The 13,292-nt window shown below is 67.0% G+C and carries 10 protein-coding genes; all 10 read left to right on the top strand.

Annotated features, from left to right (window positions below):
• Window positions 1-226 precede the first annotated feature (226 nt).
• Window positions 227-1,864 (top strand): TldD/PmbA family protein, encoded by a 1,638-nt coding sequence (locus NX773_RS21895; protein WP_258858365.1) that lies wholly within the window; start codon window positions 227-229, stop codon window positions 1,862-1,864.
• Window positions 1,865-1,878: 14 nt separating this feature from the next.
• Entirely contained in the window at window positions 1,879-3,216 is a 1,338-nt protein-coding gene (locus tag NX773_RS21890; RefSeq protein ID WP_258858364.1) for a TldD/PmbA family protein, read from the top strand.
• Window positions 3,217-3,335: 119 nt separating this feature from the next.
• Complete coding sequence (locus NX773_RS21885) at window positions 3,336-4,973, top strand: TldD/PmbA family protein (RefSeq protein ID WP_258858363.1); 1,638 nt, start codon at window positions 3,336-3,338, stop codon at window positions 4,971-4,973.
• A 10-nt stretch (window positions 4,974-4,983) separates the two neighbouring features.
• Window positions 4,984-6,321, top strand: a complete 1,338-nt coding sequence (locus NX773_RS21880; RefSeq protein ID WP_258858362.1) for a TldD/PmbA family protein — start codon at window positions 4,984-4,986, stop codon at window positions 6,319-6,321.
• Window positions 6,322-6,942: a DUF4159 domain-containing protein gene (locus NX773_RS21875; RefSeq protein ID WP_258858361.1), complete on the top strand. Its 621-nt coding sequence runs from the start codon at window positions 6,322-6,324 to the stop codon at window positions 6,940-6,942.
• 3 nt (window positions 6,943-6,945) lie between these two features.
• On the top strand, window positions 6,946-7,950 hold the full coding sequence (locus NX773_RS21870) for an AAA family ATPase (protein ID WP_258858360.1): 1,005 nt from the start codon (window positions 6,946-6,948) through the stop codon (window positions 7,948-7,950).
• Between the two features lies 1 nt (window position 7,951).
• Window positions 7,952-8,839, top strand: a complete 888-nt coding sequence (locus NX773_RS21865) for a DUF58 domain-containing protein (RefSeq protein ID WP_258858359.1) — start codon at window positions 7,952-7,954, stop codon at window positions 8,837-8,839.
• Window positions 8,836-9,822: a BatA domain-containing protein gene (locus tag NX773_RS21860; protein WP_258858358.1), complete on the top strand. Its 987-nt coding sequence runs from the start codon at window positions 8,836-8,838 to the stop codon at window positions 9,820-9,822. Before NX773_RS21865 ends, NX773_RS21860 begins: the two co-directional genes overlap by 4 nt.
• Window positions 9,806-11,779 carry a DUF4175 domain-containing protein gene (locus tag NX773_RS21855; RefSeq protein ID WP_258858357.1) on the top strand — a complete coding sequence of 658 codons (1,974 nt, stop codon included), beginning with the start codon at window positions 9,806-9,808 and terminating at the stop codon, window positions 11,777-11,779. The genes NX773_RS21860 and NX773_RS21855 overlap by 17 nt, the downstream gene beginning before the upstream one ends.
• The gene (locus NX773_RS21850; RefSeq protein WP_258858356.1) at window positions 11,776-13,290 is read left to right on the top strand and encodes a hypothetical protein; all 1,515 of its coding nucleotides are present in this window, start codon (window positions 11,776-11,778) and stop codon (window positions 13,288-13,290) included. Before NX773_RS21855 ends, NX773_RS21850 begins: the two co-directional genes overlap by 4 nt.
• The last annotated feature ends 2 nt before the right edge of the window (window positions 13,291-13,292 follow it).

Below are 13,292 nucleotides of genomic sequence, written 5' to 3'. Positions count from 1 at the left end.
CATCTGGGCGAAATCCCCCAACTTGCTGCGGCGCGTCATCGAAAAACGATAAAAAAGTTGCGTGACCGTGACTCGTCTTGCCTATTCAAACTCTTGAGTTGCTGATATGGTTCTTGGGTTTGCCGTTTCGCGCTGTAGGGCAAGCGGCACCCGTTGCAGTTGTAAATACGAGAGCGGCCGACAAAGGCTGCTGCCAAGAAGAGATGGGTTGATTTCAGGAGACAGAATGGAACGTCGCACCTTCCTCAATATCAGCGGTCTGGCCTTCGGGTCGATGCTGGTCCCGGTCTTCGGTCGCGCGATTGCCGCCGAAGAGCTGCTTACCCCGATGGCCGTGGGCCTGAAGAAGACGCTGGCCGACGTCGCGCTGAATGCCGCCACCAAGGCCGGCGCCAGCTACTGCGACGTGCGCATCGGCCGCTACCTCAACCAGTACATCATCACGCGCGACCTGAACGTCGAAAACGTGGCCAACACCGAGTCTGCCGGCGTGGGCGTGCGCGTGGTGTGCAACGGCGCCTATGGCTTCGCCGCGACCTCGGACATGTCGCCCGATGGCGTGGCAGGCGCCGCGCGCCAGGCGGTGGCAATCGCCAAGGCCAATGCCAAGCTGCAGGGCGAGCCGGTGCAGCTCGCGCCGGTCAAGGGCGTGGGCGAGGTGTCGTGGGTCACGCCGGTGAAGAAGGACTGGCGCGCCGTGCCGATCAAGGAAAAAGCCGAACTGCTCATCGCCGCCAACAAGGCCGGCATGGATGGCGGCGCGAACTTCATGCAGTCGATGCTGTTCCAGGTGAACCAGCAGAAGTACTTTGCCTCGACCGACGGCTCGTACATCGACCAGGACATGCAGCGCCTGTGGGCGCCGCTGACCGCGACCGCGGTGGACAAATCGACCGGCAAATTCCGCTCGCGCGCAGGCCTGTCGGCGCCGGTGGGCATGGGCTACGAGTACCTGGACGGCCGCGCCGAGGACAAGATCAAGGCAGCCGGCGGCGTGGCCACGCTGTATGGCAAGTCGTACGACATCATCGAGGACGCGCGCGCCGCGGGCCGCGATGCCAAGGCCAAGCTGACCGCCAAGTCGGTCCTGCCGGGCAAGTACGACCTGATGCTCTCGCCGGAGCACATCTGGCTCACCATCCACGAGTCGGTTGGCCACCCGACCGAGCTCGATCGCGTGCTCGGCTACGAGGCCAACTACGCGGGCACCAGCTTCGCCACGCTCGACAAGTGGAAGACCGGTAAATTCAACTACGGCTCGCCGAACGTGAACATCGTGGCCGACAAGACCACCCCGGGTTCGCTCGGCTGCGTGGGCTACGACGACGAAGGTGTGAAGACGAAGCGCTGGGACATCATCAAGGACGGCATCCTGGTCAGCTACCAGGCCACGCGCGACCAGGCCCACATCATTGGCAAGAAGGAGTCGGACGGCTGCTCGTACGCGGACAGCTGGAGCAGCGTGCAGTTCCAGCGCATGCCCAACGTATCGCTCCAGGCGGGCAAGAAGAAGCTCACGCCGGACGAAATGGTCAAGGACATCAAGAAGGGCATCTACATCGTGGGCGACGGTTCGTTCTCGATCGACCAGCAGCGCTACAACTTCCAGTTCGGCGGCCAGCTGTTCTACGAGATCAAGGACGGCAAGATCGGCCAGATGCTCGAGGACGTGGCCTACCAGGCCAATACACAGGAGTTCTGGAACGCCTGCACGGCCGTGTGCGACGAGCGTGACTGGCGCATGGGCGGTTCCTTCTTCGACGGGAAGGGCCAGCCGCCGCAGATCTCGATCGTCTCGCATGGCGCATCGACCGCGCGCTTCAACGGCATCAACGTGATCAACACCGCCCGCAAGATCGGCTAAGGCAGGAACAGAACATGACCATTTTGACCCAGGACCAAACCAAACGTATCTGCGACCGCGTGCTGTCGTTCTCGAAAGCCGACGAGTGCACCGTGACCGTGAGCGGCGGCCGCAACGGCAATATCCGCTTTGCGCGCAACGCCGTGTCCACCGCCGGCCTCGCGGATGACACCAGCATCGCCGTGCAGGTCGCCTTCGGCAAGCGCCAGGGCACCGCCACCATCAACGAGTTCGACGACAAGTCGCTTGAAAAAGTGGTGCGCCGCGCCGAGGAACTGGCGCGCCTGGCGCCGGAGAACCCCGAGTTCATGCCGGCCGTGGGCAAGCAGGAGTACAAGGCGTCGCAAACCTTCGCCAAGCGCACCGCCGACATCGACCCGGAATACCGCGCGCAAGTGGCGGCGTACAGCATCGAGGCCTGCCGCAAGAACCACCTGGTGGCTGCCGGCTTCTTCACCGATAACGCCTCGTTCCAGGCGGTGGCCAATTCGAACGGCGTGTTCGGCCACCAGGAGACCACCCAGCTGGACTACACCTGCACCGTGCGCACCGAAGACGGCCGTGGTTCGGGCTGGGTCAAGCGCAACGCGCGCGACGCCGCCAAATTCGACGCGCGCGAAGCGATCGAAGTGGCGGTCGAAAAAGCCATGCGCTCGGTGGATGCCAAGGCGCTCGAGCCGGGCCGCTACACGGTCATCCTGGAGCCGGCCGCAACGTCCGACCTGCTCAGCTACATGTTCTTCGGCTTCGATGCGAGGAGCGCCGACGAAGGCCGCAGCTTCCTGTCCAAGAAGGGCGGCGCCAACCGCCTGGGCGACAAGCTGTTCGACGAGCAGGTGAACATCTGGTCCGACCCGTGGAACCCGGACGTGGCCGTGGTCCCGTGGGACAGCAATTCGATGCTGGCGCGCCAGCGCATGGACGTGATCAAGAACGGCAAGGTGGCCAACCTGGGCTACTCGCGCTACTGGGCCAAGAAGAAAGGCGTGGCCGCGACCGGCCTGCCGGGCAACTTCATCATGGCCGGTACCGACAAGTCGACCGCGGAACTGATCGCCAACACCAAGAAGGGCGTGCTGGTCACGCGCACCTGGTACATCCGCATGGTCGATCCGCAGTCGGTGCTGCTCACGGGCCTGACCCGCGACGGCACGTTCTACATCGAGAACGGCAAGATCAAGCACCCGATCAAGAACTTCCGCTTTAACGAGAGCCCGGTCACGATGCTCAACAATATCGAGGAGATCGGCAAGCCGGTCGTCATCGGTGGCGAAGAGTCGCCGTTCTCGATGATGCTGCCGGCGATGAAGGTGCGGGACTTTAACTTCACCTCCTTGTCCGACGCCGTGTAAGCGCCTGTTGAACGCGTGGGCAGACGAGCTGCCCACCCTACAGATGCCCGTAGGGTGGGAGGGTCTTCCGCCCACGCGTCCAGCTCCCGCTCGCACATCGGTAAATTGGAAAGAACAAGATGGAACGACGTACATTTTTGAGAATCGGCGCCGGCGCCGCCGGCTCCATGCTGGTGCCGGTGTTCGGCAATGCGATCGCGGCCGAAGAACTGCTCAACCCGATGGCCGCGAGCTTCAAGAAGTCGCTCGCGGACACCGCGATGAACGCGGCCACCAAGGCCGGGGCCAGCTACTGCGACGTGCGCATCGGCCGCTACCTGAACCAGTTCGTCACCACGCGCGACCTGCACGTGGAGAGCGTGACCAACACCGAGTCGAGCGGCGTGGGCGTGCGCGTGATCGCCAATGGCGCCTACGGCTTTGCGGCGACCAATTCGATGACGCCGGACGGCGTGGCAAACGCGGCGCGCCAGGCGGTGGCGATCGCCAAGGCCAACGCCAAGCTGCAAAGCGAGCCGGTGCAGCTCGCGCCGGTCGAGGGCGTGGGCGAGGTGAGCTGGGCAACGCCGTTCACGAAGGACTGGCGCACCGTGCCGGTCAAGGACAAGGCCGAGATGCTGCTGGCCGCGAACAAGGCCGGCCTGGACGCGGGCGCGAGCTTCATGCGCTCGCAGCTGTTCCAGGTGAACCAGCAGAAGTACTTCGCCTCCACCGATGGCTCGTACATCGACCAGGACATCCACCGTCTGTGGGCGCCGCTGTCGGCCACCGCCGTGGACAAGGCCACCGGCAAGTTCCGCTCGCGTGACGGGCTGGGCGCGCCGGTGGGCATGGGCTACGAGTACTTCGACGCGCGCCCCGAGCACAAGGTGCAGGCGGCCGGCGGCGTGACCACGCTGTACACGAAGTCGTACGACCTGGTGGAGGAAGCCCGTGCGGCCGGGCGCCAGGCGCGCGAAAAGCTGTCGGCCAAGTCGGTCGAGCCGGGCAAGTACGACCTCGTGCTGGCGCCGGAGAACCTGTTCCTGACCATCCACGAGTCGGTGGGCCACCCGACCGAGCTCGATCGTGTGCTTGGCTACGAGGCCAACTATGCCGGCACCAGCTTCTGCACGCTGGACAAGTGGCAGTCGAAGAACTTCAAGTTCGGCTCGGAGCATGTGAACATCGTCGCCGACAAGACGCGCCCGGGTTCGCTCGGCTACGTGGCCTACGACGACGAGGGCGTCAAGTGCAAGGAGTGGGACATCATCCGGAACGGCATCCTGGTCAACTACCAGGCCACGCGCGACCAGGCCCACATCATCGGCGAGAAGGAGTCGCACGGCTGCTCGTACGCGGACAGCTGGAGCCAGGTGCAGTTCCAGCGCATGCCCAACGTGTCGCTCGCGCCGGGCAAGAAGCGCCTCACGCCGGACGAGATGGTCAAGGACGTCAAGAAGGGCATCTACATCCTCGGCCGCGGCTCGTACTCGATCGACCAGCAGCGCTACAACTTCCAGTTCGGCGGCCAGCTGTACTTCGAGATCAAGAACGGCAAGATCGTCGGCCCGCTCGAGGATGTGGCTTACCAGGCAAACACCCAGGAATTCTGGAACGCCTGCACTGCCACCTGCGACGAGCGCGACTGGCGCATGGGCGGTTCGTTCTTCGACGGGAAGGGCCAGCCGAGCCAGGTAAGCGCGGTGTCGCACGGATCGAGCACGACGCGCTTCAATGGCATCAACGTGATCAATACCGCCCGCAAGATCGGGTAAGGGAAGCCGCATGAAACAGCTTAACCAGGAAGAAGCAAAGCGCATCTGCGACCGCGTGATCGGCTTGTCCAAGGCCGACGAATGCAGCGTGCGCATCGACGGCAGGCGCGTGGGCAACGTGCGCTTTGCGCGCAACAGCGTGTCTACCGCTGGCCTGTCGGAAGACACCAGCCTCGCCGTGACGGTCGCCTTCGGCAAGCGCCAGGGCACCGCCACGATCAACGAATTCGACGACAAATCGCTCGAGCGCGCAGTGCGCCGCGCCGAAGACATCGCGCGCCTGGCGCCCGAAAACCCGGAGTTCATGCCGGCCCCTGGCAAGCAGGAGTTCAAGGCATCGCAAACCCTGGTGCGCGAGACCGCGGCCATCGACCCGGACTACCGCGCCGAGGTGGCGTCGCATGCAATCCTCGCCTGCCGAAAGAAGAATCTGGTAGCCGCCGGCTTCTTCACCGACACAACGGGCTTCGAGACCATCGCCAATTCGAAGGGCGTGTTCGGGCACCAGGAATATTCGGGCCTGGACTACACCTGCACCGTGCGCACCGAGGACGGGCGTGGTTCGGGCTGGGTGACCCGCTCGGCCAACGACGTGCGCCGCTTCGACGCGCGCGAGGCATCCGACGTGGCGATCGAAAAGGCGCTGCGTTCGGTGGAAGCCAAGGCGCTGGAGCCGGGCCGCTACACCGTCATCCTGGAGCCGGCCGCCACTTCCGAACTGCTGGGCCGCATGTTCGGCGCGTTCGACGCGCGCCGCGCGGACGAGGGCCGCAGCTTCCTGTCCAGGAAGGGCGGCGGCAACCGCCTGGGCGAGAAGCTGTTCGACGAGCAGGTGAATGTGTGGACCGACCCGTGGAACCCGGACGTGCCGGTGCTGCCGTGGGATGCGGGCTCCATGCTGCCGCGCGAGCGCACCAGCCTGATCAAGGACGGCAAGGTCGCCTCGCTCGAATACTCGCGCTACTGGGCCGGGAAAAAGGGCGCACGCGCGATCGGCCGGCCGGGCAACATGATCATGTCGGGCGGGACCAAGTCGCTCGAGGAGCTGATTGCCGATACCAAAAAGGGCGTGGTGGTCACGCGCACCTGGTACATCCGCATGGTGGACCCGCAGTCGCTGCTGCTGACGGGCCTCACCCGCGACGGCACCTTCTACGTCGAGAACGGCAAGATCAAGTACCCGATCAAGAACTTCCGCTTCAACGAAAGCCCGGTCGCGATGCTCAACAACGTCGAGGAACTGGGCAAGCCGACCGTGATCGGCCCGGACGAGGTGCGGTACCAGATGGTGATTCCGCCCATGCGGCTCTCCGACTTTAACTTCACCTCGCTGTCCGACGCGGTGTAGATGGCGCATTACGATTTCTACTTCACGCGCCTGACTTACGAGTCGGGCGATTGGGACGTGGATATCCGCATGCCCAGCAACGTGCTCAATTCGCTGGTCGAATACACCACATTGCGGGTCGATCCGGCCGAGCGCATGGTCGCGCTGTCCGACCCGAAGATGCTCGAGGCGCCGTTCTGCTACCTGGCGGGCCACAAGCTGGTGCAGTTCACCCCAAGCGAGCGGCGCAACTTCGAGCGCTACGTCAAGGGCGGCGGCTTCGTGTTCGTCGATGACTGCAACCACGACATCGACGGCCTGTTCGCCAAGTCGTTCGAGGCCGAGCTGGCGCGCATGTTCGGGCCGAAGGCTTTGAAGAAGATCCCGAATACGCACCCGCTGTATTCGTGCTTCTTCAAGTTCGACGGTCCGCCCAACACGGCGGTGGAGCTGAACGGCTGGGGCGACGACCTGGTGCACGAATACCTGCGCGCGATCGAGATCGACGGCCGCGTGCGGGTGCTGTACTCGAACAAGGACTACGGCTGCGAGTGGGACTATGACTTTCGCAACAAGCGCTGGCTTGCGGTGGACAATACCCGGTTCGCGGTCAACATCATTCAATACGCTTTGGGAGCTTGAGCTGTGTCGGAACGTGACGCGATAGCATGGAACGAAAACGAGGTCGCGGACCTTGCGGCGAAAGTGGACGCGCTCAAAGGCAGCATGGCGCGCGTGATCATCGGCCAGGCGGACGTGGTCGAGCTGCTCATCACCTGCCTCTTGGGCGGGGGCCATGCGCTGGTTGAAGGCGTGCCGGGGCTGGGCAAGACGCTGCTGGTCAAATCGCTGGCGCAGGCCACCGACATGGACTTCCGGCGCGTGCAGTTCACGCCGGACCTCATGCCCTCCGATATCGTGGGCACCGAGATCCTGGAGGAAGACGTGGAAACGCACCAGCGCGTGTTCCGCTTCCAGCAGGGCCCCGTGTTCACCCAGGTGCTGCTGGCCGACGAGATCAACCGGGCCCCGCCCAAGACCCAGTCCGCGCTGCTGGAAGCGATGCAGGAGCGCGCCGTGACCTTCGCCGGCACAACGCACCGCCTGCCGCGGCCGTTCTTCGTGCTGGCGACCCAGAACCCGATCGAGCAGGCCGGCACCTACCCGCTGCCCGAAGCCCAGCTCGACCGCTTCCTGCTGCGCATCGACGTCGGCTACCCGACCGAGGACGAGGAAGTGCTGATGGTTTCGCGCACCACGCATGCGGGGCTGGATGACGCCGAGCCGGCGATGGACGTGGCAACCCTGCTGCGCCTGCAGCTTCTGGTGCGCGACATCGAGATCGGCGAGCACCTGCTGCGCTACGCCACGCGCCTGGTGCGCGCCACGCGCCCGCGCGAGAGCTCGGTCGAGGCGGTGCGCAAGCACATCGGCTGGGGCGCCGGCCCGCGTGCGGGGCAGGCGCTGGTGCTGGCCTCGAAGGCGCGCGCGCTGATGCACGGGCGCCTGGCGGTCACGCGCGAAGACATCGGCGCCATGCTGCTGCCGGTGCTGGCGCACCGCGTGCTGCGCAATTTCGAGGCCGAGGCGGATGGCATCGAGATTGCCGAGATCCTGCAGTCCCTGCGCCGCGAGATCAAGGTCGACTGAGTTGACGCTGGCAAGTTCGGCGCTGATCGCGCACACGAAAGACCTCGACCTCGTGATCCGTCACGTGCTGGCGGGGCTCGGGCACGGCATTCACGCCGGGCGCGAGCGCGGGGCGGGCGTCGAGTTTTCGGAATACCGTGCGTACGCCCCGGGTGACGAATGGCGTCGGGTGGACTGGAAGCTGCTCGCGCGCGCCGACCGCTACTATGTGCGCGAGGCCGAGCGTGACAGCCATGTGGCCGTGTGGCTGATGCTCGATGCGACGGCATCGATGTCCGAGCCGAGCCGCAGCGTGGAGGGACTGGACAAGATCGCGTATGCGCGCGCGCTGCTCGGGTGCGTGGCGGCGATCGCGCAGCGGCAGGGCGACGCGTTCGGCCTGGTGGTGCTGCGCGACGGCGCCGTGCAGTTCACGCCGGCAGCGCGTGGGCCGCGCCAGTTGCAGCGCGTGCTGGCGCAGCTTGCGCGCGCGGACGTTGCCGGTGCGCTGCCGGATGCCGACGTGCTGCGCAGCTCGCTGCACTTCGCGCGCGCGCCGAGCGTGGTGTTCGCGGCCAGCGATTTGCTCGACTGGCCATCGCCCTTGTCCGAGGCATTGATTCGTCTGCGCCACATGCGCCACGACGTGCGCGTGCTGTGCCTGCAGACGCAGGCCGAATGCGAGGCCAGCTTCGAAGCCGGGCCGGCATACCGCGACCCTGAGCACAAGGCCGGCGTGTTCGGCTTTGATGCAGTGGCGCGCGAGATCTACCGCCGCAACCGTGAGGCGCATTTCGCCAACGTGGCCGCGCAGTGTCGCCAGCACGACATTCCATTGACAGCAGCCCGGATCGAGCAGCCGCCGGGTGAAGTGCTGCGCATGTGGCTGCGCCAGCCGGGGCGGTCATGAACAGCTTGTGGTGGCTGGCACTCCCGGTATTGCTGCTGCCCGTGTGGTGGCATCGGCAGAAGCGCGAGCAGACGCGCACGCTGCCGCTGGCGAGCGCGCGCTTCGTGCCACGCATCGAACCCAACCAGGTACGTGTCTGGCGCTGGGTTGACGTGCTGCTGCTGGTAGTGCGCTGCCTGCTGCTCGCGGCCGTCGTCGCATGGCTGGCCGATCCGGTGCTGCCGTGGCGGCCGGATACCGTGGTCGTGGTGAAGGGAACCGATGCGGCATGGGCGGAAAAGCAGGTCGCGGCCGCTGGCCTGAAGGACCCGCAGCGCATCGAATTGCCGGCTGCGCAGGTGCTGGAGTGGGTGCGCAGGCACCAGCGCGAGTGGCAGATCGATGCCCGTGTGCTCGTGCTGGGCGATGTGCCCATGCCCGCCAGCCTGCCCGGGTTCCGCCACCGCGTCCAACTGGTCACTGCCAGGGTAGCCGCGCAGGGCGCCGTACGCCACGTCGCGATCGTGAGCGAGCGCGCGCAGGAATGGCGGCGGCTGTTCGCCGCGCTGGACGGCGCCGACCGCTACGTGATCGACAGCGAGCCAAGCGCGAAGGCCGACCTGATCATCTGGGACGTGCCGCATGCGCCGGGCGCCGGCCTGCGCGCGCCGCTGTGGTGGGTGGCCGACGCCAGCGCATTCCCGGAGTTGCGCGATGCCCGTCAGGTGGACGGCATGCGCTACGCGGACAGCACGTCGCGTGGCCGCCTGTGGAGCTCTGCGGCATGGCCGCCGAAGGATGCGGACAGCGCGCGCCGCTTGTTCGAAACCTGGCAGCGCATGCATTTTGCGCCCGCGCCGTACACCGCGCCTTCGCAAACCATCGAGACCCGCCGCGTTTGGCGGCCGGACGAAGCCGAAGGCGAGCTGCGCTCCATGCTGGCGTGGCTAATCGTGGCGCTGTTTGCTGTTGAAAGGATCCTGACCCATGCGCGCCGCCGCTGACATCGCATCGCGGATTCGCCGCGCGGCCCTGCTGCGGCGCGCGCCCGTGTGGGCCGGCGGCCTGCTGCCATGGCTTGCGCTGCGCTCGGTGGCCGGTGCCGCGGTGTGGTCGGTATGGTGCGCGTGGGACGCATTTCGGCTGAACCGCGAGGCGACGGCACACTGGCCGCGCTGGCTGGACGACGCGCTCCCCGAGCTGGAAGACAGCAGCGCCCTGCTCCTCGACGCGCAGACCCCGGTCGCGCGACTGCAGCGCGAACGGTTGCTGGCACGGATCGACATGGCGCTGACCGGATCCGCCGCGCGCGCGATCGCAAGCGAAAGGGTCAAGCCGGGCCTGCCCTGGCTCTGCCTGAGCGTGCTCGCGGCGGCCGCCTTGTGGCTTGCCGCCTCCCATCCCTTGGCCACGACGGCAAAGGTATCGGGCATGCGCGCGGCGCTGCCGCAAGCCGTGCCGCCGCGCCAGCAGCTGGTGCTGAAGGTGGTGCCGCCGGCCTACACGGGCATCGCCTCCAGCGAAGGCGCGCCGCGCGACCTGCAGGTGCCTGAATCGAGCCAGGTACAGTGGTGCGAGAAGGGCGGCTCGCCGCTGGATGCGCCGGTGGAACTGAGCTCGGGACAATCGCTCCCGGCGGGCCAGCCTTGCGTGCGCTGGACCGCGAGCGAGTCGGTGTTCTGGCGCTGGAAGGGCACGCGCTACAACCTGAAGGTGACGCTCGACCAACCGCCGGAGATTGTCATCGGTGCGCCGGCCGAGATGGTGCACGAGCTGCGCGAAGGAGCGCAAACGGCGGCCATGGCGGTCAGCGTGCGCGACGACTACCGCGTCCAGCGCGCAACCGTACACATGACGCTGGCGCGCGGCAGCGGCGAGAACATCCGCTTTTCCGACCGTGAGATGCCGCTGCCCGAGTCTCCCGACCCGCGCAAGCGCGACTGGTCGAAGACGTGGGCGCTCAAGGACCTGGGCATGGAGCCGGGCGACGAGCTGTACTTCTTTGTGCGCGCCACCGATAACGCGGCCAAACCCCACTCGGTGCAGTCGCCGACCTACACGCTGCGCCTGCCGGCGCCAAAGCAGGAAGCGGACACCGAAAGCGCCGCGCTGCCCACGCTGGTGAAGCCGGAAAGCCTGCGCAGCCAGCGCCAGATCATCATCGACACCGAGCAGCTCATCGCCGACATGCGCGCGCGCCACATGGATGCGGAAACCGTACGCGAGCGCAGCCAGACAATCGCATCGGACCAGGGCGCGCTGCGGCGCCGCTACGGCCAGTTCCTGGGCGAGGAATCGACCTTGTTCGGCGGCGACGACCACGACGATGACCAGCCTGGCGCAAAGAAGGACGTGCTGCACGAATTTGGCCACGCCCACGACCAGGCCGAGAATGCCACGCTGTTCGACGACGCGACCAAGAAGGTACTGCGGCGCGCGCTGTCGGCGATGTGGGACGCCGAAAAGGCCCTGCGCGCGATCTCGCCCAAGACCGCCCTGCCGCCGGAGTACAAGGCGCTGGACGCGGTGAAGGAACTGCAGCAGGCCGACCGCATTTATCTTCACAAGACGGCCTTCGCGCCGCCGCCCATCAAGGAAGACAAGCGCATGACCGGCGACATGGCCGGCAGCGCGAGCAGCAAGCGGGTGCAGGACGAGGCGCGGGGCAAGGTGCCGCAGCAGCTGCGCGAACTGGTGCAGGCGCTGTCCACGGACGGGCCGCTGCCGGCGCTGTGGACGCGCACGGCGCAGGACTGGGTGCGCGAACGGATTACTGTTGAAGAGCAGCGGCTGGCGGCGCAGCAAGCCATCCAGGACGTGGCCGACGGCTGCGCACCGTGCCGCGCAAACCTGCGCGCGTATCTGCGCGGTGGAATCGGCGCACCTCAGCTGCTGCTGCAGGCAAAGCCGACGGTCGATACGCCGTTCACCAGGGCCTGGCGCGCGGAGGAGAAGAAGTGATCTGGGCGATAGCATGCATTGGCCTTGCGGCGGTCGCCGCCAGCGTCTGGCGCCGTCAGTGGATCGACGCGGCGCTGGTCGCCGTTGCGGCGCTTGCGCTGGCACTGGTCTGCGGCGAGATTGCGCTGCCGGTCAAGCCGGCGGCTACGCTGGATATCGACCCAAAGAATCCGCCGCATTCGCTCGATGGGGTGGCAGCGCTGCGGCTGAAGGGTGATGGATTGCGTGCCGCGCAATGGGACGACCTGCCGGCGCGGCCGCTGGCATGGGACGGCGCCGGCACTGGCGGCATCGCGCTGGACTTCCCGCGCCAGCTCGCGCTTGGCCGCATGTTCGTGCTGACCGTGCACCGGCCGGCCGGGGCGCCGGCGCGCCTGCAGCTGCTGGCCGAGAACGGCTGGGTGCTGTCGGAGGCGAAGGGCGAGGGCGACCTGTCGGTGCAGTGGCTGCCGTCGGTTGCGGAACAGCTGGTGTTGCGCGCGCGCCTGCTTGCCAGCGACGGCAGCGTCATCGACGAGGGACCGGTGCCGTTTCGGGTGAGCGAGGCGCAGCCGCTGCGCGTGCAGGGCCGCTTTGGCGCGCCCTCGTTCGACCTGCGCGTGCTGGACGAACTGCTCGCCGGCAGCAACGCCTTGCTGGACTGGCAGATCTCGCTTGGAAAAGCGCTCACCCGTAGCGAAACCCCGCGCGAGGCCATCGGCGAGCCCAACCTGCTGCTGGTCGACGCGGCCTGGTTCGAACATGCGACCCCGGCCCAGCGCGGCGCGATGCTGGCGCAGGCCGAGCACGGCGCAACGCTGCTGATCCTCGGTGCGAACGCGGCCGATCCCGCCATCTGGTCGCGCATTCTGCAGCTGGACCTCAAGCCACAGCCGGACAAGGCCACCGAAGGCGCGCCGCTCGCCATGTCCGTGGCGCCGTTCAATCCATCGGAGCACGGCCCCTGGCACGCGGCGGGCAAGCTGCTCTGGACCCGCCAATGGCACATGGGCCGCATCGGCTGGCTTGGCGCAGCCGACTGGCACCGGTACGCGATCAGCGATCCGCATGCGCTTGCATTGTGGTGGCAGTCGACGCTGGATGCGCTGGGCGTAACGCGCGCGGAGCCGGTCGAGTGGCTGGCCCCGGACGAAATGCCCCTGCCAGGCCAGCGGCTCGAGGTGTGCGCGCGTGGCGTGAAGGGCACGGCGGTGTTCCCCGGCCTGCGCCAGAAACTGGCCTGGCAGCGCCGGCCGGATCGCGTGGACGCCTCGTGCGTGGCGGTATGGCCGCAGAAGAGCGGCTGGCTCCAGGTCGAGAGCCCGGACAGCGACGCCAGCAGCGCCGTCTATATCTTTGCGCCGGCCGACTGGCGAGAGTGGCAGGCGCAGGAGCGCCGCCACGCCACCGCACGCTATGCCGCGCGCACGCCGGTTGCGGCGCAGGGCTTCCCCGCGGCGCTGCCGCGCTGGCCCTTTGCCGTCGTGTTCGCGCTGGCGATGCTCGCGCTGTGGTGGCGCGAGCGCCGCTAGCC

Origin of the sequence: Massilia solisilvae (assembly GCF_024753215.1) — a bacterium.
Taxonomy (GTDB): Bacteria; Pseudomonadota; Gammaproteobacteria; order Burkholderiales; family Burkholderiaceae_D; genus Telluria; species Telluria solisilvae.
The sequence above is the reverse complement of the archived record's forward strand: the minus strand, read 5'-3'. Positions and strand labels throughout refer to the sequence as shown.